At 67.8% G+C, this 20,016-nt stretch carries 18 protein-coding genes and 1 tRNA gene; 12 read left to right on the forward strand and 7 right to left on the reverse strand.

Annotation, left to right across the window (positions count from 1 at the left end; translation table 11 throughout):
* Positions 1-7 precede the first annotated feature (7 nt).
* A complete protein-coding gene (locus A7G45_RS03615; protein WP_071286467.1) occupies positions 8-1,174 on the reverse strand; it encodes a thiolase family protein in 1,167 nt (388 codons plus the stop codon).
* 461 nt (positions 1,175-1,635) lie between these two features.
* Between A7G45_RS03615 and A7G45_RS03620 the strand changes: the two genes are divergently transcribed.
* From A7G45_RS03620 to A7G45_RS03640, 5 genes are read left to right on the forward strand one after another with little or no spacing between them, the layout of a single operon-like run.
* Positions 1,636-2,259: a PaaI family thioesterase gene (locus tag A7G45_RS03620; protein WP_071286466.1), complete on the forward strand. Its 624-nt coding sequence runs from the start codon at positions 1,636-1,638 to the stop codon at positions 2,257-2,259.
* Positions 2,260-3,183: an SDR family NAD(P)-dependent oxidoreductase gene (locus A7G45_RS03625; RefSeq protein ID WP_260933804.1), complete on the forward strand. Its 924-nt coding sequence runs from the start codon at positions 2,260-2,262 to the stop codon at positions 3,181-3,183.
* Positions 3,184-3,198: 15 nt separating this feature from the next.
* Entirely contained in the window at positions 3,199-4,560 is a 1,362-nt protein-coding gene (locus A7G45_RS03630; protein ID WP_260933806.1) for a cytochrome P450, read from the forward strand.
* 10 nt (positions 4,561-4,570) lie between these two features.
* Positions 4,571-5,548 (forward strand): enoyl-CoA hydratase/isomerase family protein, encoded by a 978-nt coding sequence (locus tag A7G45_RS03635; RefSeq protein WP_260933809.1) that lies wholly within the window; start codon positions 4,571-4,573, stop codon positions 5,546-5,548.
* Between the two features lie 9 nt (positions 5,549-5,557).
* The gene (locus A7G45_RS03640; protein WP_071286463.1) at positions 5,558-5,953 is read left to right on the forward strand and encodes an HIT family protein; all 396 of its coding nucleotides are present in this window, start codon (positions 5,558-5,560) and stop codon (positions 5,951-5,953) included.
* On the opposite strand, the gene A7G45_RS03645 is transcribed toward A7G45_RS03640, so the two are convergent.
* Both A7G45_RS03645 and A7G45_RS03650 read right to left on the reverse strand, forming a co-directional pair.
* Complete coding sequence (locus tag A7G45_RS03645; RefSeq protein WP_043390879.1) at positions 5,909-7,375, reverse strand: sensor histidine kinase; 1,467 nt, start codon at positions 7,373-7,375, stop codon at positions 5,909-5,911. The genes A7G45_RS03640 and A7G45_RS03645 overlap by 45 nt on opposite strands.
* Before the next feature lie 67 nt (positions 7,376-7,442).
* The gene (locus A7G45_RS03650; RefSeq protein ID WP_043390293.1) at positions 7,443-8,162 is read right to left on the reverse strand and encodes a response regulator transcription factor; all 720 of its coding nucleotides are present in this window, start codon (positions 8,160-8,162) and stop codon (positions 7,443-7,445) included.
* Positions 8,163-8,295: 133 nt separating this feature from the next.
* On the opposite strand from A7G45_RS03650, the gene A7G45_RS03655 reads away from it, so the two are divergent.
* From A7G45_RS03655 to A7G45_RS03665, 3 genes are all read left to right on the forward strand, one after another.
* On the forward strand, positions 8,296-9,609 hold the full coding sequence (locus A7G45_RS03655) for a hypothetical protein (protein WP_260933820.1): 1,314 nt from the start codon (positions 8,296-8,298) through the stop codon (positions 9,607-9,609).
* 42 nt (positions 9,610-9,651) lie between these two features.
* A tRNA-Thr gene (locus tag A7G45_RS03660) sits at positions 9,652-9,726 on the forward strand.
* A gap of 44 nt (positions 9,727-9,770) precedes the next feature.
* Positions 9,771-10,175 (forward strand): HNH endonuclease, encoded by a 405-nt coding sequence (locus tag A7G45_RS03665; RefSeq protein WP_260933821.1) that lies wholly within the window; start codon positions 9,771-9,773, stop codon positions 10,173-10,175.
* On the opposite strand, the gene A7G45_RS03670 is transcribed toward A7G45_RS03665, so the two are convergent.
* The 3 genes from A7G45_RS03670 to A7G45_RS03680 are packed head-to-tail and all read right to left on the reverse strand — an operon-like array spanning position 10,172 to position 13,580.
* Entirely contained in the window at positions 10,172-11,194 is a 1,023-nt protein-coding gene (locus A7G45_RS03670; RefSeq protein WP_260933823.1) for a tetratricopeptide repeat protein, read from the reverse strand. The genes A7G45_RS03665 and A7G45_RS03670 overlap by 4 nt on opposite strands.
* Positions 11,191-12,417 carry an ATP-binding protein gene (locus tag A7G45_RS03675; RefSeq protein ID WP_260933827.1) on the reverse strand — a complete coding sequence of 409 codons (1,227 nt, stop codon included), beginning with the start codon at positions 12,415-12,417 and terminating at the stop codon, positions 11,191-11,193. The genes A7G45_RS03670 and A7G45_RS03675 overlap by 4 nt, the downstream gene beginning before the upstream one ends.
* On the reverse strand, positions 12,414-13,580 hold the full coding sequence (locus A7G45_RS03680; protein ID WP_260933830.1) for a hypothetical protein: 1,167 nt from the start codon (positions 13,578-13,580) through the stop codon (positions 12,414-12,416). The genes A7G45_RS03675 and A7G45_RS03680 overlap by 4 nt, the downstream gene beginning before the upstream one ends.
* 156 nt (positions 13,581-13,736) lie before the next feature.
* Between A7G45_RS03680 and A7G45_RS03685 the strand changes: the two genes are divergently transcribed.
* The 4 genes from A7G45_RS03685 (at position 13,737) to A7G45_RS03700 (ending at position 18,077) form a co-directional block, all read left to right on the forward strand.
* Entirely contained in the window at positions 13,737-15,134 is a 1,398-nt protein-coding gene (locus tag A7G45_RS03685) for a threonine/serine exporter family protein (protein ID WP_051954447.1), read from the forward strand.
* A gap of 6 nt (positions 15,135-15,140) precedes the next feature.
* Positions 15,141-15,506, forward strand: coding sequence for a hypothetical protein (locus A7G45_RS03690; RefSeq protein ID WP_260933836.1), 366 nt, complete (start codon positions 15,141-15,143; stop codon positions 15,504-15,506).
* 94 nt (positions 15,507-15,600) lie between these two features.
* The gene (locus A7G45_RS03695; protein ID WP_260933838.1) at positions 15,601-17,580 is read left to right on the forward strand and encodes a glycoside hydrolase family 183 protein; all 1,980 of its coding nucleotides are present in this window, start codon (positions 15,601-15,603) and stop codon (positions 17,578-17,580) included.
* A gap of 2 nt (positions 17,581-17,582) precedes the next feature.
* A complete protein-coding gene (locus A7G45_RS03700; protein WP_052506505.1) occupies positions 17,583-18,077 on the forward strand; it encodes a hypothetical protein in 495 nt (164 codons plus the stop codon).
* A gap of 1 nt (position 18,078) precedes the next feature.
* Here A7G45_RS03700 and A7G45_RS03705 read toward each other — a convergent pair whose 3' ends face one another.
* Positions 18,079-19,998, reverse strand: coding sequence for an acyl-CoA dehydrogenase family protein (locus A7G45_RS03705; protein ID WP_260933848.1), 1,920 nt, complete (start codon positions 19,996-19,998; stop codon positions 18,079-18,081).
* Positions 19,999-20,016 lie beyond the last annotated feature (18 nt).

The following is a 20,016-nucleotide window of genomic DNA, read 5'->3' on the forward strand; positions in this document are numbered from 1 at the left end:
CGTCGCGTCACGCCGCCGGCGGGAAGACGTTGAGCACGACGGCGGCACCCAGGCCGCCCGCGCTGACGATCGCACCGGCGCCGATACCGCCGCCGCGGCGCTGCAGTTCATTGATCAAGGTGCCGGCCACGCGGGTACCGGAGGCACCGTAGGGGTGGCCGAGCGCCAGGCCGCCGCCGTGCACGTTGAGCCGGTCGCGTCCGATGTGGAGCGAGCGTTCGTAGGCGATGCCGATCGAGGCGTAGGAGTCGTGGACGTCGTACAGGTCGACGGACTCGGTGCTGATGCCGGCGCCGTCGAGGGCGCGCCGGGTGGCGGTGATCGCGGCCTCGGTGGCGCGCTCGGGCTCCGACCCGACGACCGACCAGCCGACGATCTCCGCCAGCGGGGTCAGGCCCTGTGCCGCGGCGAAGTCGGGGTCGCAGATCATCACGGCGGCGGCACCGTCGGTGAGGCCCGTCTGGTTGCCCGGCGTCACCGTGCAGTCCTCACCGAGGAACGACGTCAGCGCGGACAGGTTCGTCATGTTGAAGTCGCGACACGGGAGTTCGTCATCGAAAACTGCTGTGCCGTCCACAGTTACGGCGACCTTCTCAACATCGAGCACGCCCGCGTCGATGGCGTCCGAGGCCAGGGTGTGCGCCCGGGCCGACCACTCGTCGACCTCTTCGCGGGTCAGGCCGAACATCCGCGCGGTGCCCTCACCGAGGGTGCGGGCCAGGTCGAGCGCCGGCATCTCGCCGATGCCGGGATGCATCGGGGCGATCTTGGTGTCGGTGATGCCGGTGGCCGCGAACTGCGGACCCGCCAAGGGTGACGCCGACGGCGTGTTCAGGCCGCCGGCGATGACGCACTTGCCCATGCCCGCCTTGATGGTCGCCACCGCCTGGTGCATCGCCATCATTCCCGAGGCGCACCAACCGCCGACCGCGACGGCCGGGGTGTCCAGCGGCAGCCCCATGTCCAGGGCCGAGTAGCGGGCGATGCAGCCGCCGCCCTGCAGCACCTCACCCATCACGATGTTGTCGATCCACTGCGGGTCGACGCCGGCGCGGTCGATCACCTCACGGATCACCGTGCTCGCGAGGTCGAACTCAGAAACGTTGGCCAGTCCACCTACCAGCGAACGCGTGAACGGTGTTCGCGCATACGCAACGACTACTGGATTGGTCAAGATTCTTGTCCTCCTCGGCAACGTCATCCACGAGCGGCACCACGCAATCCGCGGACTGCTCAGAACTGTCGTGTGCGCGTGGACATAACGGCATGGCTGTTCTTCGCCGTACTGATCTCAGCAACTAACGGCAATAGTTTGTAGCACGCAATCCCAGTGCAGTCCATATTGCTTTGGCGTAAATATCCACGTCGGAGGCGTTAATTATCAATTTAGCGAACTAGTTAGAACCTGTTTCAATAGTTGCTCGACGCAATGATTGATGTAACGCCCGTCACAGCGGGAACCACATTGCCGCACAACCGATAACAGTGTTCCAAAGGACACCGATCAATACTGTGAATCAGCTTGCGGACCGCGCGCCCACCGCCGCGACACCCGCCGCCGTGGCAAACCCTCGACCACCATCTCAGCAAACTTTGGGCTCGACAGCATCCGGTAGAACATGTTCTAGTAGCGACATGCTCGACTTCAGTACCGACACCCTCAGCCCCGAGGAAGCCGAACGCCTCCGCTCCGTATTCGAGCCGCTGACCCAATCGGTCCGGGAACTGATGGACGCGACGGTCCGCAGCGACGCCGACGCCGACGCCATCGCGGCCGCGAAAGCCGAAATCGAGTCGGCCACCGCGCGTTTGCGCTCCAAGCAGCTGGAGAAGACCTGGGGCCTGCGCTTCACCACCGAAGGTGAGTGGCTGCCGTGGGCCAATGCCGTTGTGGGGCTGCGTAACCCGGTCGCACCGCCGCTGACCGTCGTCCTCGAGGCGAAGGACTACGTCTGGTCCGAGTTCTCCCTCGGCGCCGCCTACGAGGGCCCGCCCAACCACGCGCACGGCGGCGTCTGCGCCATGATTCTCGACCATGTGCTGGGCGAAGTGTCGTCGAACGACGGCACGACCCGGTTCACCGGCACCATCAACGTGAAGTACGTGCGCCCCACCCCGCTGGGCAAGCTGCGAGCCGAAGCACGCATCGTGCGCACCGAGGGCTTCAAGGCCTACGGCGTCGCCCACATCGCCGACGACCAGGGCGTCACCATCGAAGCCGAGGGCATCTTCATCCAGCCCAAGTGGGCCCGCGGCTAGATGGCGCGCTCGATCGGCGCCAATGCCACCAAAGACTGGCTCGGCGCGCACATTCCTGACCAGACCGGACGGACGGTCCTGATCACCGGTGCCAACGGTGGCCTCGGCGCCGCCACCGCGCGGCACCTGGCGAGTGCGGGAGCTCAGGTCATCCTGGCGTGCCGCCGCCCTGAGCAAGCCGAGGCGTTGGCCGCCGAAATCGGCCCTGCCGCACAGACTCTGAATCTCGACCTGGCCAACCTGGACTCTGTGAAGTCCGCGGCGGCTGCCTGCGGCCCCGTCGACACCGTCATCGCGCTGGCCGGAGTGTGCCACGTGCCCTACGGACTGACCGCCGATGGTTTCGAATTGCACACCGGCATCAACCATCTCGGACATTTCGCGCTGGTCGGCCAGCTGCTGGACCGCATCACCGACCGGGTCGTGGTGGTCACCAGCCGGGCCCACGAGTTCGTCGGCCGACCGGGCTTCGGCAAGCTCGCGCCCGCCGATCCCGGGTGGCGCACCCGCAGGTACTCCGCGTTCGACGGCTACTGCCAGGCCAAGCTCGCCAACTTGTTGTTCGCGGGTGAACTGCAGCGCCGTCTCACCGCTGCCGGGAGCACCGTGAAATCGCTATCCGCACAACCTGGTTGGGCCGATACCGACGCGGGCATGCACTCCGGCCGCAAGTGGGGCGACGTCTCGTGGCGTGCCTCGTGCCGGGCCATCGGTCAGCCGGCGGACGTCGCGGCCCTGTCGATCACCTACGCCGCCGCCGCGGATGACGTCGTCGCCGGCGGCTACTACGGGCCCGACCGGTTCTTCGGGATGCGCGGCCTCCCGGCGCCGGCGAAGGCCGGCCGCGCCGCCACCGACCAGGCCCTGATGACCGCGAATTGGGTTGCCGCCGAACACCACACCGGTGTCCGGTACGACATCTGACGACAGGAGCCGACGGTGTCTACTGATACAACGGATGTCGGCCGGCTGCCGCTGGCCCCCGACGTCCCCTTGAGCCTGCGGGAACGCATCGCCGCAATCCAGGTGGCGCACAGCGGATGTGAGACCTTCCGCGACGCGGGCGGTCCGGTCACCACCGTGCGGATCGCCCCGAAATGGATGATGCCGCCGATCGTCGCCGTGACCTCTCCGCAGGGCGCCCGCGACGTGCTGACCGCCACGTACCCGGCCGTCGACCGCGACTTCCCGTTCATGACCGAGCAGCAGAAGCTCAACGGCGGATCGCTGCTGAATTTCAGCCACCGGGAATGGGTCGGGCGGCGGCGCATGCTGCAACCGGTGTTCACCACCGCGCGCATCGCCGAACTCAACGGGCAGATGTACGACATCGCCGCCGACGCCGCGACCTCGTGGCGCGATGGGTCCGAGATCGACCTCGACCAGGAGAGCCGGCGGATCACCATGCGGGTGCTCGGCCGCACCATCATGGGATTCGAACCCGGTTCCTACACAGACGAATTGGTTGATCCACTACGCCGGATCAGCAAGTACATCGCCGACCGGGGCCGCGCACCGGTGAAGCTGCCGAGCTGGGTGCCGACCAGGGAACGCCGCTTCGCCGTCAGATTCAACAAGGTGGCGCACGACCTCGCCGCGCAGATCCTGCAGGACTGCCGCACCGATCCGGAGCTGAGTGCGCCCCTGGTCCGCGCGATGATGGAGGCCCGGGATCCGGAGACATCAGAACCGTTGACGGACGAAGAGATCTGCCACGAGCTCGTCATCTTCCTGGCCTCCGGGCTGGAGACCACCGCGACGACGCTCGCCTTCGCACTCTGGTCGCTGGGCCGTCATCCCGACATCTATGACCGCGTCGCGGCCGAGGTGTCGTCGGTCGACGAGGCGGCACTGCGGACCAATCCGCGCAGCCAGCTGCCGTACACCGTGAGCGTCATCCAGGAGGCCCTGCGTCTCGGCGGCCCGACGCCCGGTGTGATGCGGATTGCCCGGCAGGACATGGCAGTCGACGGCTTCCGCGTCGAGGCGGGCAGCATGCTGCTGGTCGGCGTGTACGCCATGCACCGCGACCCGGAATTATGGGACCGCCCACTGGAATTCGATCCCGACCGGTTCAGCGCGGGCCGCTCGCGGATGAAATGGCAGTTCCTGCCGTTCGGCGGCGGGCCGCGGTCGTGCATCGGCGAGTTCTTCGCCCTGACCGCGGCGACCCTGGAGCTGGCGTCGATCGTCCGGCACTGCCGGCTGACATCGCGCGAATCGACGTTCCCCATCACCGCGCCCCTCACCATCGTGCCGGACGGGCCTATCCCCGCCCTGGTCCAGACCGTGAACTCCTAGGAAGACCGCCGTGCCACGACGAGCCCCGGTACGTACCGCCGAGCTGGACCTGGAAACCCTGACGCTGCAGCAGGACGGCCGCGTCCTCACCGCGCGGTTCGACGACCCGCCGAACCAGTTCCTGTCGCTGCGGCTGGTCAAGGACATGGACCGGCTGACCCGCGCCGCGGATCTAGATCCCGAGGTCGGCGCGGTGATCCTGACCGGGACCGGCGACAAGTTCATCTCGCACTCCGAACCTGAACAGGTGCAACTGTTCTTCCAGCTGGCGACGCCGCCGCTGCCGTCGCGCGCCGTGGGCTGGTCCATCAAGCTCAACAACGCCGCCATGCGCGTCCCGGCCCTGCTCAAGGCCACCGAGGCCCGCGGCGGCGACTGGGGCACCGGCATCGTCTACAGCGCCATCCTCAAGCGGACCATCACCCGGATGAACCGCTCGGGCGTGGTCTACCTCGCCGCCATCAACGGCACGACCCTCGGTGGCGGGTTCGAGCTCGCGCTGTTCTGCGACCTGCGGATCGCCGCCGACGCCGACCAGGTCCGCATCGGCCTGATCGAGATTCTCGCGGGCCTGGTACCGGGCGGCGGTGGGAGCCAACGGCTTCCGGCCATGCTCGGCATGTCCGCCGCACTGGAACACATGCTGGAAGGGCGACCGCTGACCGCGCGGGAAGCGCTCGACGCCGGCGTCGTGCACCGACTCGCGCCCGCCGCGAGCCTCCTCGACGACGTCCACGCCACCGCGCAGCGGCTGTCCCGGCGCTCCCCCTACGCCATCGCGGCCGTCAAGCGCGCCGTCTACTTCGGCGGCAACAAATCGCTGTCCCGCGCCCTCGACTTCGAGCTCGCGGGATTCATCGGGACCGGCCGGAATCCGCGAAAACACTTGACGGCGGACGCTTTTCAGCAGGACTACGAGACCATCGGCGACAGCCCCTTCGCCACGCACATCGATCCCTGGCTGTCCGGCACCCGCGTCGAGCAATAGGCTGGGCCCATGCCGACCGTCTTCAGCATGATCATCAACCGCGACCTGCCGGGCCGATTCGTCTACGAGGACGACGACGTCGTCGCGTTCCTCACCATCGAGCCCATGACGCAGGGCCACACGCTCGTCGTGCCCCGGGCCGAGGTGGACAACTGGCAGGAACTGGATCCTGAGCTGTTCAACAAGGTCATGGCGGTGTCACAGCAGATCGGCCGCGCGGTGTGCACGGCGTTCGACGCGCCCCGCGCCGGTGTGATCATCGCCGGGCTCGAGGTACCGCACCTGCACGTCCACGTGTTCCCGGCCCGCAACCTGTCCGACTTCGGGTTCGCGAACGTCGACCGGAACCCGTCGCCGGAATCACTCGACGAGGCTCAGGCCAAGATCATCGCTGCCCTCGGCTGAGCCGGCGGCGCCGCCGACCCGCGGCAGCCGCACCGTGAATCGGCAGCCGTGGCCCGGCGCCGTGGTCACAGTGACGACGCCGCCGTGCGCCCGCACCAGCGAGTCGACGATCGACAGCCCGAGGCCCGTGCCGCCGCTGGTCCGGGTGCGCGACGAGTCCGTGCGGTAGAAGCGCTCGAAGATGCGGTGCGCGTCCTCGGCCGTCAGGCCCGGGCCCTGATCACACACCTCGAGCACCGCGTCGCCGTCGACCGTGCCGACCCGCACGGTGATGCCACCGGACTCCGGGGTGTGCTGTACCGCGTTCATCACCAGGTTGCCCAGCACCTGGCGCAACCGGGCTTCGTCGCCCAGGACTTCCGGGGTGCCCGGCCCGTCCAGCAGTTCCAGCGACACCGTCCGCAGCGGTGCGATCGACCGGGCGTCGTGCACCGCGTCGGTGGCCAGGATCAACAGGTCGACGGGGCGCTGCTCCAGCGGCCGCTGTTGGTCCAGCCGCGCCAGCAGCAGCAGATCCTCGACCAGCAGACCCATGCGGCGGGCCTCGCTCTCGATCCGGCTCATCAGCATCTCGACGTCACTGGCAGCGCCCTGCCGGTACAGCTCGGCGAAGCCGCGAATCGTGGTCAGCGGCGTCCGCAGCTCGTGGCTGGCGTCGGTGATGAAGCGCCGCATCCGCTCCTCGGAGGTACGCGCCGTCTCCGCCGACTGCTCCGATGAGGCCACCGCGCCCTGAATCTGCGCGAGCATTCCGTTGAGCGCCAACGACAATCGGCCGACTTCCGTCCGCGAGTCCCGTGCCGGCACACGACGGTCGAGCTGCCCGGCGGCGATGTCGGCGGCCGTCCGCTCCACCTCGACGAGGGGCCGCAGGCTGCGGTGCACCGCGACGTACCCGGCGACGCCCAGGATCAGCAGCACGGCGGCGCCGATGCCGACCTGCGACCACGCCAGCGCCCGCACCGTCGACGTCACGTCGGACAGGTCGATCGCGACCGTCGTCAATTCGCCGGCCGGGCCGCGCACCGTCATGGCCCGCCATTTCACATCCGAATGATGGATCGAGCCGACCGTCGTCGGCACCGGGCCGACGTCATTGCTATCCGGCAGGGCCGGCTGCGCATCGTTGTCGTTGACGGCGATCCACACCCGGCCGTCGGGATCGATGCCGCGCACATAGAAGTTCGACGGCGGTCGTGCCGGGTTCGGGCCCTCGATCGGAGTGGCGGGCATCCGCCGCGGCTCCTGTGCCCAGCTACGGGAGGCGTCGAGCAGGGTTTCGTCGACGCGGTTGACCAGGCTGTGCTGCATGATCGACGTGACGGCGATGCCGGAGGCCAGCAGACCGCAGGCCGCCAGCAGGACGGTCGCGGCAACCAGCCCCAGCCGCAGCGGAATGCCGCGTGAACGCAGGCGTGTCATCACTCCATTGTTGGCGATGTCCGCCCAAAAATGCCTCAGCGCGGTTTGTTCTTCGCGCGAGCGCTCATCACCGCGGCTCGCGCAGGACGTAACCGACCCCGCGCAGGGTGTGCAGCAGGCGCTTCTCGCCGGTGTCGATCTTGCGGCGCAGGTACGACACGTAGGACTCGACGACGTTCACGTCACCGCCGAAGTCGTAACGCCACACGTGATCGAGGATCTTCGGCTTCGACAGGACGGTGCCAGCGTTGATGATGAAGTAGCGCAGCAGCGTGAACTCGGTGGGCGACAGCGAGACCGGTTCCCCGGCTTTCCACACCTCGTGGGTGTCCTCGTCGAGTTCGATGTCGGCGAACGTCAGCTTGGCGCTGCGCGGCTCTTCGACACCGCGGCCGGTGCGGCGCAGGATCACCCGCAGCCGCGCCACGACCTCTTCGAGGCTGAACGGCTTGGTCACGTAGTCGTCGCCGCCGAGCGTCAGACCGGCGACCTTGTCCTGCAGGCTGTCGCGGGCCGTGAGGAACAGCGCCGGCGCATCGATACCGTCGGCCCGCATCCGGCGCAGCACGCCGAACCCGTCCATGCCCGGCATCATCACGTCGAGGATGACCGCATCCGGCTTGACCTCGCGGGCCTTGTCCAGCGCGGCGGGGCCGTTGGAGGCGGAGTGCACCTCGAAGCCCTGGAACTTCAGGCTCACCGAAAGTAGCTCGACGATGTTGGTCTCGTCGTCGACTACCAGAATCCGTGCTTCGGGCGTCGCCTCGGGAAGTGCAGCCATGGCCATGCAGCCATGGTCCTCGCAGGCCTTAAATCCTCCCTGCCTGGTGACTGTGAAGATGCTGTGAGTCGCGCAGGCATTTGCCAGACCTCTCGCACCTCGACCACATCGGATGTGACGGGCGCCATACACTTGGCCGATGGACCTGGGTAAAGCCCTGTCAGACCTGGCCTCGACGCCGCTCCGCATCGCCTCCGCCGGCCTCGAAATCGCCGGCGACACCGTCACCGCGGTGCAGCGGGGTTTGAACGGTGGCGGGCCGGCGATCGTCGCCCCGTCGATGAGCCGCATCTTCGGCTTCGACGACGCGCTCAGCCGGGCCGGTCGCCTCACCCGACTGATCGACGACGACGCCCCCCTCGGCCGGGCACTGGCGCCGGGCGGCGTGCTCGATCGGTTGCTCCGCCCGGGCGGTCTGGTCGACCAGATCAGCCAGGACGGCGGCCTCCTCGACCGCCTGACCGCCGAGGGCGGCGCCGTGACCCGGGCACTGGCACTAGGCGGCATCATCGACCAGCTCACCCTCGACGGTGGCTTGCTGGACCAACTGACCTCCGACGACGGCGCGTTGTCGCGAGTGCTCGCCCCGGGCGGCTTCGCCGAACAGGTGCTCGCCCCCGACGGTGTCGTGGACCGGGTACTCAGCGAGGACGGCATCGCCGCCCGTCTGATCGCGAAGGACGGACCGGCCGACCGCTTCCTCGCCGACGACGGTGTGGTGGACCGGCTGCTGAGTACGGGCGGCATCGTCGACCGACTGCTCGAACCGGGCGGACCGGCCGACCGCGTCCTCGCCGACGGCGGCGTCGTCGACCGCGTGCTGTCCACCGACGGCATCCTCGACCGAGTGCTCGCCCCGGGTGGGGTGGCCGACCGTGGCCTCGCCGAAGGCGGCGTCGTGGACCAGGTGCTCGCTGACGGCGGCATTGTGGACCGGGTCCTGCGTCCGGAAGGCATCGCCGACCGGTTGATCGGCGAAGGTGGCATCGCCGACCGGCTGTTGGCCGACAACGGCGTGGTCGATCGGGTGCTGCGAGCGGACGGCATCGCCGACCGCCTGCTCGGCGACGGTGGATCGGTCGACAAGATGCTCGCCGACGGCGGCCTGGTGGACCGGCTGCTCAGCGAGGGCGGCATCGCCGAACGACTGCTCGACGAAGGCGGCGCCATCGACGTCCTCACCGCACCCGACGGCGCCCTGATGAAACTGAACGACGTCGTCGACAACCTCAACCAACTGGCGCCCGTGCTCGCTGGGCTCGCCCCGACCGTCGACAAGCTGTACGACGCGGTGCTCGTGCTCAATGACGCGGTGAATCCGCTGAGCAACATCGCCGGGCGGATTCCGGGGAGCCGTCAGCGCGGCAGGCGGGCAGCGGCTCGGGCCGCGGCCTCGCAGCGGGTCGTGGACGAGAACGGCCAGGACCAGCCGGGATCCACCCAGGCACCCTGACGGGTTAGGATTCTGGGCGGTTCGGGCATGCTCGGACCGCATGCCTCCTTAGCTCAGTGGTAGAGCGTTCGCCTTGTAAGCGGAATGTCATCGGTTCAATCCCGATAGGAGGCTCCATCACACCGTGTCTACTTGTCGGTGGCCCGTCGTAACGTCCGCTCATGAGGTCATGTCTCGCTTGCGGTAATCCGCTCTTGAAGCGCAGCCAGAAGGTCTACTGCAGTAACGCATGCCAGGCGTCGGCCCGCCGCGACGTGAAGACGAAACGGTGGCTTGTCACCGGAGAGGCGTCCCTCGGCACCTACCCGGATCACTATGTGCGGCAATACATCGGAGACGCTCAATCCGGCTGCTGCGCGATCTGCGGTGGCGACACCACCTGGCAGGACCTGCCGCTGGCGTTGGTACTGGATCACATCGACGGCGACCCGACGAACAACCGTCGGGAGAACCTACGGCTGATCTGTCCGAACTGTGACTCACAGCTGCCGACGTACAAGAGCCGCAACCGCGGCAACGGCCGTCACTTCCGTCGTGAGCGATACGCCAACGGGCAGTCGTACTAGTGCCGCGTGAAGCGGCTCACCCAGGCCAACACGATGCTGACGACGAACAGCATCGGAGCACCGACCTGCACCACCTCCAACTGTCGGGGGCTGACGGTCGTGAGAGCCCCCAGCACCACCGCGACAGAGACGATCAGCAGGCGTACCGCCACCAGTGGCCGACTCTTCAGGACTGCCGCGAAGGTGCGGCGGCCGACGGTGGCCACCAGCTTTCCCAGCGCAGCGGCAAGACCCACGGTCACCACGGCGATCCCGACTCGCGGTCCCCAACCCAGCGTGTTGCCCGGAGCTGCCGTGACGAGCAGCAGCCACAGCAGGAACAGCACTCCGACGCTGCACCACCGCAGCCAGCGGGCCAGCGCGAGGGCGATGTTGCTGCGGGCCAGACCTCCGAGGGCAGGGTCGAGCGTGCCGGCACCGAGGAACCCCCGAAGCGCGCCCAACAGCCGTCCCCGGGTCATCCGGTTGACCGCCAGGTTGTGTGTCGCTATTGCGTGATCGGGTTGCAGCCGGAGCGCGGCAGTGTATTCGGCATCCGATTCGGCGGTTCGCGACAACTTCCGAAAGATGTTTCCCCGCAGGACAAACAGATCAGGATCCGAGGGCTCCAGGCGGATCGCTTCGGTGACCTCGGCCAGCGCGGCATTCAGCCAGCCTTCGTCCGACAGGATTTGGGCGTACACCAAGTGGGTTCGGTACTCGTTCGCGTTGCCGCAGACCGCTCGCCAGGCCATCCACTTCGCCTCCTGCAGCCGCCCTTGCCCACGAAGTGCCAACGCATACAAGCGAATTGCATGCTCATTGTCGGGGGCCAATTTCAGTGCCGCATAGAGGCGGCGCTCGGCACCGATGTGGTCGCCGAGCCCGACGGCGGCCTGGGCATCGAGGATGAGCAGCACCGGATCATCCGGCGCCATCGAAAGTGCACCGGCCAGCACCTCGCGGGCGCGCTGATGGTTGTCAACGTCGAGGTACAGCCGCGCCTGCTGCAGCGCGGCATCGACACCGTCGGCTGTCACCGAATCTTGTTGCGACGCAGGTACTTCGCCAGGTCGTCGTAGGTACCGTCCCGATTGCCGAATTCGACGACGTTGCGGGCCGTATCGAACCACGGACCGGTCGACGGACGAACCTGACGCAGCGCCGCCTCCACATCGGACATCCGCACCGGCCGCACCTGACCGGTGTGCAGCGAGTCGGCCATCGCCAATTGCGTTGCGGTATCACAGACATGAGCCAGGTCCGCACCGGAGAAGCCGGCAGTACGGGCCGCCAGCGCGGACAGGTCGATTCCCTCGATCGGACGATCCTGCAGGTGCAGCCGCCCGATGCTGGCCCGGGCCGCGGTGTCAGGCAACCCGACGAAAACCATCCGGTCGAACCGTCCTGGTCGACGCAGGGCCGCATCGACATCCCATGGCGCGTTGGTGGCGCCCAGGATGTACACCCCGTCGTTGCTGGCCGAGGCCGAATCCAGTTCCTCCAGCAGGGTATTGACGATGGTCCGGATACCGGAGGTACCGCTCAACGCGGACCGGCGGTGGCCCAATGCGTCAACCTCGTCGAAAAACAGCACGCACGGCGCGTTACGGCGCGCGGTGTCGAAGACCGAGCGGATGCTGCGTTCGCTCTCACCGAACCAGCGGTGGAGCACGTCTGCGATGCCGACCTGATAGAAGTTCGCGCCCAGCTCGCCCGATACCGCCTTGGCGATGAACGACTTCCCACATCCGGGCGGCCCATAGAGCAGCAGACCGCCGCGAGCCGACATCTTGTAGGCCTTCATCAGCTCTGGGTTGCGAAGCGGTCCGAGCAGCGAGAGTTCGAGCTGTTTCTTGACGGCGTCCATGCCGCCGACGTCGGCGAGTCGCACCTCACTGCGGGTGACCGCCTCGAAGTCGTCCTCTCCCACCGCCTGCGCGGGTTCATCGACAAAAGCGGGCTTGACGATGTCGGATACCTGATCCTCGGCCGCCTCCCAGTCGAACGACGACTTCGGTTGCGGCACTTCGGGTTCAGGCGCCGGCGCCGGGGCGGCAAGGGCGGCGGTGCACTGCTGCAACAACTGTTGCGCCGTCGTGTCGGCCGGGTCGGCGGCCAGCACCGCGCCGCAGTGCGCCAATGCCTCGGCGTGCCGCCCCCGTTCGGCCAGCATGCCGGCGAGGTGCAGGCGCAGGGCCAGCGCATCCGGACTCTGCTCGACCGCCAGCACCAACTGTGCAATTACCGGATCATCGGTCACTTTCGTCCCCCTCGCCCCCACGCTGACCTCAATCCTAGGTCGGTTGACCCGACGGAGCCGACCGCGGCGATGTCCTCGTGCAGCTGTGCTGGGTTGGGGACGGCCTTGGCGGCGTCGATGACGTCGTCGGTCTGCGTAAGTACCTGTTTGGCGATGATGTCGGCGCCTTCTTCGGCGATCTTCTTGGCTGCCCCGCCAGGGGTGAGCATGGTGGCCGTGTCGGCGATCGTGGAAACGACCCCCAGAGTGTGGTTGTCCGGCATGGCTTCTGCGGCCAGCTGCCGCCCAGCGGCACCGACGTTGACCGCTGCCGCGGCGATCGCGGCGGCACCGGCCGGCCCACCCACACCGGTCACCGCGACCGGGGCCCCGGCGACGACGACCGCGGCACTGGACACCGTGCTGGTGATCGAGTCCAACAACCCACCGATATGCAGCGGCGGATCCACGAAAACCGGCCAGGCCGTGTCGGAGCGCGGATCGATGACCTCGGAGAACTGGTAGAGCCCGGGCCTCAGCCTGCGGACCACGTACGACGACGGCACGAGTTGTGCTGCGGCGTCGCGGGTTTCGGCGGGAGCGAACATCCCGATGGTTTCCGCCGTCGCGGTGGCCCGGTTGATGGTCACAAATCCGTCGGCATGGGCCAGCATCACCGTGTCGGCGGGCGTGCGCACGAATGTGGTGACCATCCGCACCCCGGTCGGGCTGTTGACGCGAGCCACCGTGCGGGTCCCGGTGCCGGTGTTCTCGGCCACGAAATCAAACCCCGCGCCGTGATCGGGGTAGACCATCGATCCGCTGCTCGTGCGTCGGGCGGTATCCAGACCGTCGGGGAGGACCAGCTGGACCGGTCCGGCCGGCGTCATCGAGGTCAGGCCTGCCACCGGATCGACAGGTAGTCCCGCGGTCCGCTGGTCGGGCGTCACCGCTGGGTTGGCGACCGTGATCGTGGTCGATCCGCTGAATGCCGCCGTCGCCGCGTCGGCGATTCGCTGCGCCAACGACGCGGCAGACTCACCTACAGGTTTTGAGCGGCCAGAACTGGCAAACCAATGCTGCCCGCCGATCGCGAGCGCGATCGTGGCCGCCAACGCCACCAGCACCGGCCACCAGCGAGCAGCACGCCGCCACAGCCGGTCACCCGGCAGCGAATCACCCACGCCCAATTCCCCCTGTGCACAACAGAACCCCCGCCCATCCACGACGACGAGCCTGTCCAAGGTGTAGTCGGCGGACCGCCACACAACCGAACGCCGCCGGCCGGTGATCTAGCCCACTGGCAATGCGGCCCCACCTTTGGGACCTACGCTGCTGGTGTGACACTGCGTGATCGCGTCGCCTCCGCGCGACGCCGCATACTCGGCGACCGGCCGTCGACCGCAGACACCGCGGGCCTGCCCGTCATCACGTCGGCGCAGCCCATCGACCTGAGCGACGAACATGCCGTCACCGAGGTCGTGGAGCTGGCGATGAACGTCGGCGAGGTGCTGCTGGATTCGGGCACCGGCGCCATCGACACCAGCAAGCAGATCGCCTTCGTCGCCGCCACCTACGGCTTGCCCGACTGCGCCGTCGACGTCACCTACAACGCCATCCACGTGTCGGCCCGCCGGGGTCCGGGCCTGCCGCCCACCAACTACATGCGCACGGTGAAATACCGTTCGCTGGACTACACGCGCCTCGAACAGGTGGACACGCTGCTCCGGCGGATCGGCCGCGGGCATCTCGGCCTCAAGCCCGCCCGTGCGGCGCTCGATCACATCGTCGCCGCCGATCATCCGTACTCGCGCAAGGTCGCGCTGTCCGGCTGGGCGCTGATGGCTGCCGCGGTGACGCTCATGCTCGGCGGTAGCCCGACGCTCGCCGTCGTCTCGTTCTTCACCACCGCCGCGATCTACGGCACCAACGTCGCGCTCGGCAAACTCGGCCTGCCCTATTTCTTCCAGCAGGTCATGGGCGGTTTCATGGCGACGGTGCCGGCCGCGTTCATCTACAAGCTGGCCATCGAACACAGCGCCGTCGTCGCGCCGTACCGCATCATCGTGTCCGGCATCATCGTGCTCATGGCCGGGCTGTCGCTCGTCGGGTCGGTGCAGGACGCCATCACGGGTGCACCCGTCACAGCGGCCGGACGGTTCATCGAGGTCATGGTCTACACCGCGGGTCTGGTCGGTGGTGTGGGCATCGCGCTGCGACTCACCTCTGCCCTCGGCGCCAGCCTGCCGCCGATGCAGCAGGAGGTGTTCCCCTACGCACCGCTGCCGATCATGGTGCTCACCGGCGGCCTCGCGGCCGCGGCCTTCGCCCTCGCCAGCTATGCCTCCCTCAAGGCGCTGGCCACCTCGTTCGCGTCGGGCGCCGTCGGGGCCGGATTGGTCGGGACGATCCTGGACGCGGGGCTGGGTCCGATCGTGGCCTCGGCGGTCGCCGCCACGGTCGTCGGCCTCGCCGGTGGCCTCCTCGCCCGGCGCGCGGTGGTCCCGCCGATCATCGTGTCCGTCGCCGGCATCACGCCCCTGGTGCCCGGTCTCGCGGTCTATCGCGGGCTGTCCGAGATCATGGCCGGCCAGACGCTGGCGGCCATCTCCAACCTGTTCACCGCCGTCATGGTCGGCTGCACGCTCGCTGCCGGGGTGACGCTCGGCGAATGGGTGGCGCGCACCATGCGACGCCCGCGACTTCCCCGCCGACTGCTCGGCCCGCGCGTAGCGTAGGGCGCCATGTCCGAAACCGGAATCTGGATCGCCTGGGGGCTGCCCACCCAGGGACGGGAACTCCAGGCACTCGCGGCCCTGCGCGATGCCCGTGGCTACCTGCAGGCACTCGTCGACGACGGCCGGATCGAAGAGTTCGACGTCACGGTGCTACGCCCACAGACCACGGAATTGGGTGGCTTCATCCATCTCAAGGGCACCCACGTGCAGATCGACATCCTGCGCCGCACGGGGGATTTCGAGCGCTGGGCCACCGGCATCCAGCTGATCGCCGACCGGGTCGCCTTCGTCGACAGTTGGGTCGACCGGGGCATCGATCACGCCATCGAGTTGTACGAGGACGCACTGCGGGAAGCCGGCCTGCTCCGCTGACGGTATCGACACGGACACAACCCGCTCAAACTCCCCCGCGGCGCGTCCCCATGTTGTTCCATAGGTTAATTAGCTGGAACAACAGGGAGACACGATGAGCGCCGCAAGATACGTCGGCCGCGTCGGAAGACTCGCCGTCGCGCTCGGCATCGGGACCGCGATCGCCTCCGGTCAGGGCGCCGCATGGGCCGACCAGACCACCACCGGCGCGCCCGCCGGTCCAGCAGCAGCTTCCGCGGGCGAAAACGCCGGGGTCTCTGGTACTTCGGGCACCCCGACCAAACCACGTCGCGGCAAGACCAAGCCCACGAAAGGCGACGACAAGACCGAGACACCGGCCGCGGGGACTACCGACGACAGTTCCACCGACCCCAAGGCGGAAACCAAGCCCGACAAACCGGCCAAGGGCCGCGACCGCGGGACGCAGCCGCCGGCCGTCAAGCCGCCAAAAGCCCCCAAACCCCCACGGCTGACCCCGGATAAGCCCGCCACCGCCAAGCCGGCCGCCGCCGCCCCGCAGACCACGGCACCCAAGCCCGTCAGCGTGGCCGCCGTCGCACCGACGGTCATGAAGGTCACCACCAGCGCGGTCACGACGTCACCGAGTCCCGTCAGCGCGACGACGAACCTGCTCACGCCGAACGTCACCGCACCCACCGCCAAGGCGCTCAATCCCGTGGCTGCTGTGATGAAAGCCGTTTCCGGCGCGCTGAATTGGGCGTTCAACCCGGCAGGCAGTCCGACCCAGCCGACCCTGGCGTGGACCGTGCTGGCGTTCGCCCGCAAAGAGATCGACAACCTCCTGACGGCGATCAAGCCGCAGAACATCGTCAGCGCCCTCACCACCACCGGCCAGGTGCTGAGCAATCCCCTGGCCGCGGTCACGGCAGCCATGAACCCCCGGCCGGCCTTCCCCACACCAGGTCAACAGCTCAGTCCCTCAACGAGTTTCGTCGACTGGGTGACGGGAAACTTTGCCCCCAATGACACCTTGAATCGGTTCGGCGTCTGGGGTACTGACGTCGGCACCGTGTGGGACAACGGAATTGCCGACGATCCCAGCACGCCTATCAACGAGCACCAGGTGCTGATGGCCTTCGGCGACACCTTCAGTGGTCCCAACATGACCGGGAACTGGCTGAACAACATCCTTTTCCGGTCGTCCGACACCAACCTCGCCGACGGTATTTCGATCCCGGCCGGCCAGTGGTTCAACGGCAACATGTTCGGCGGCACGCCGCTATCGTCGCCGACAACGGCACGCCAGATCGTCCTGCCCGCCAAACTGCCCGCGGGCCTGCCGTCCGGCGTGACGCTGATCCCGACCTCCGGCATCTCGGTGCCGACGCCGGGCACCCAGTTCGGGGCCACCCAGTACCTGAGCTTCATGTCGGTCAAGCAGTGGGGCGCGCCAGGCCAGTGGACGACGAACTACTCGGCGATGGCCTACTCGACCGATAACGGCGAGAACTGGTCCATCGCACCGCAGAGCGTCCGGCAGAACTGGGGCGGCAACGCCAATTTCCAGCAGGCGGCCCTGGTACGCCCGGGCGACGGCTACGTCTACTCGTACGGCACCCCGAACGGCCGCGGCGGCGCTGCCTACGTGTCGCGGGTCGCCGAGGCCGACATCCTCGACGCGTCCAAGTACGAGTACTACAACAAGGGCAGCGCCGGCGGCTGGTTCGGCATCGGTGCGATCAAACAAGGCTGGTACAAGGACCCGGCGAAGGCCGGCGTGGTGTTCGGCCAGGACACCGGGGCGTGCGGTGTCGCCAAGGCCGGCAACCACGTCAGCGAAATGTCGGTGCAGTACAACCCGACGCTCGGCAAGTACGTCACGCTCTACGCCGACCAGTTCAACAACGTCGTGCTGCGCACCGCGGATACTCCGCAGGGCACCTGGTCTGCGGCCACCGTGCTGATGCCGCAACAGAATGGCGGCATCTACGCGCCCATGATGCAGCCCTGGTCGCCGTCGACCCTGGGCACCGGAACCGACCTGTATTGGAATCTCTCGTTGTGGAGTGAGTACAACGTCATGCTGATGAAGACCGACCTCACCAAGCTGTAGCCGTGATCCGCGCGACCATCCTGACCGCAGCCGTTGTTGCCCTGGCGACCGCGCTGGCGCCCCTGTGCGCGGCTGATCCCGTTGCACCGCAACAGGATCAGCTGTGTCCGCCGACTGCCGACGAGGCCACCACCATGCCGACGACGCCGTCGCCGGCATCGGGAGCCAATACCCCACTGCAGTGTCACGAAGGCCGCTGGCAGCCGGTCGCACTGCCCGCCCAACCCAGCGACCGCTGGTGGAGCACCGGCCCGGCCATCGCACTGCACGGCCAGGGCATGCGCAATCCGAACCTGATGTCCGGCAAGTGGAGTGGCACCCCGCTGGCCGCCGGGAACCAGTGTCACGTGGCCCAGCGCGCGGTGATCAGTGCCGGCGTGGTCAGCGCGCCGGTGGCGACCGACGGCGCGCCTGACCAGACCCTGTACTTCGATGTCGCACCGACCGCCTCCACCGTGGAGTTTTCGGGCTACTGCCTCTGGACACGGCTCGGCTGAGCTACGGCGCCATCTCGTACCGGCCGGCCAGGTCCCGCACGGTACGCACCATGCGCTCGAAGCGATCCGGGTCGCCCACGGGTTCCGCGATGAGGTCCAGTGCCAGCTTCTTCTGCGCGGCGGTCGCGCTGGTCTTGCAGTGCAGCGCGGCGGCGTGCCGCGAGAAGTCGGTGACCAGGACCTCGAACAGCTGGTCCAGCACGTCGTCGTCGGTGCCGTCGATCGCGGCCTGTTCCAGGATCAGCTGCGCGTAGGGCAGCAGGGTGAACAGCTCACCGATCGAGAACAGGAAGTCGACGTCGTCCTGCTGCTGAGCAGTCGGCGTCGCCGCCGCCAGCAACGTCTGGAAACCGTTGGCCTGCTTGAGGAAGACCGCGACATTCGGCAGATGCGCGAACTCCTGTAGCACGTCACGCCAGTCCGCGAAGGCGACCCGGCCCAGACCGCGGCTGGGGCCCTGTGCGAACAGGAAGTCGTCATTGGTGAAGTCACGACGGCGGCGCACCTGCGGCAACTGTTCGGTGCGTAATGCCTTCGGGGCCTTCGGTATCCGAGCGATCTGCGGCACCACGGCCGAACCGGCCGCGCGCAGGCCGTTGGCCACGGCACGCGTCGCCGCGTTCGGCGAATACTCCACGGGAAGCTGCGGCAGCGCCAGCAGGCCGGCGTCGGCGGGACGGAACATGAAGTTCTGCATGAACTTCAGCGAGAGCGCCATGTTGACGTGGACGGTGCCCTCGAGGCGGGGCAGGCCCACCGAACCCAGCAGCGCCATCGGGAAGAACATGTCGTTCTCGAAGCCGCGCGCGGCGATGGTGTCCGACAGCAGCGTGACGATCTTCTCGCCCTCGCGGGTGACGGTCATCTTCTCGATGGCGTTGAACAGCAGGTACCGGCGATCGGCGGCCGACGCCGACCGCATGTAGTCGATGGCACGCTCGCTGTAGAGCTTCATGCCGGCCAGCCGGGCGTAGGCCTCGGTGAGCATGCGGCGAATCTGCGGGAACTCGGTGACGTGCTGCCCGAACAGGATTCGGTTCTCGGCGTGGGTGATGGCCTCGTACATGGCGTGCTCGCAGGTGCCGATGGCACCGAATCCGAGGTTGAACTTACCGATGTTGACGGTGTTGATCGCGGCGTGGAACGCGCCCTTGCCGGCGTGCAGGATGTCGTCGTCGGAGACCGCGTAGTCCTCGAGATCGAAAGCGGCGACGTACATCTGACCGTTGACGACGTTCTTGCGCAGCTTGTAGTCGGCATGCTGGCTGTCGGCCGCGAAGAAGAGATACCCCTCGAAATCCTCGTCGGGCTTACCGCCGTCGAGCGCGGTCGAGCTGTCCAGGATCGGCTTGTCGGCACGGCGACCGAACACCGACACCATGCGGGCCAGGTTGCCGTTGCCGATGTAGTACTTGCCGCCGTTGGCGCGGTAGGCCTCCGCCGAGTCGTCAGAGCTGGGCGTCAGCACCATGTCCGTGGAGTACACGTCGGCGCCGTGTTCCTTTTCCGACAGGCCGAACGCGAAGATCTCGCCAGCCTCCAGGAGATCGGCGGCGCGCTTGCGGGCCGCGGCGTTCGACGACTGCCAGATGGGGCCCAGCCCGAGGATGGTGACCTGCCAGACGTACCAGTACTGCATGCCGTAGAAGCCCAGGATCTCGCTGAACACGGCGTTGCGCGCGGTGTCCCACCGCTTGTCCGGATCGCCGCCGGCCTCCGACGCGGGCGTCAGGAAGGTCGCGAAAACCCTTTCCTTCTTGAGGAATTCGATGAACTCGGCGTACCAGACGCGGTCCCGGTCCTGCTGCGTCAGCCAAGACTTGCCGTGGCTCTCGAAGAACTCGATGGTCGCCGAGAAGATCTGCTGGGTCCGCTCGTCGAAGTCGGCGAAGTCCGGCTTGTGCGGGTTGAGCATGGTCATGTGGGCAAATCCTACAGA

The organism is Mycolicibacterium llatzerense (assembly GCF_025331195.1).
Lineage (GTDB): Bacteria > Actinomycetota > Actinomycetes > Mycobacteriales > Mycobacteriaceae > Mycobacterium > Mycobacterium llatzerense.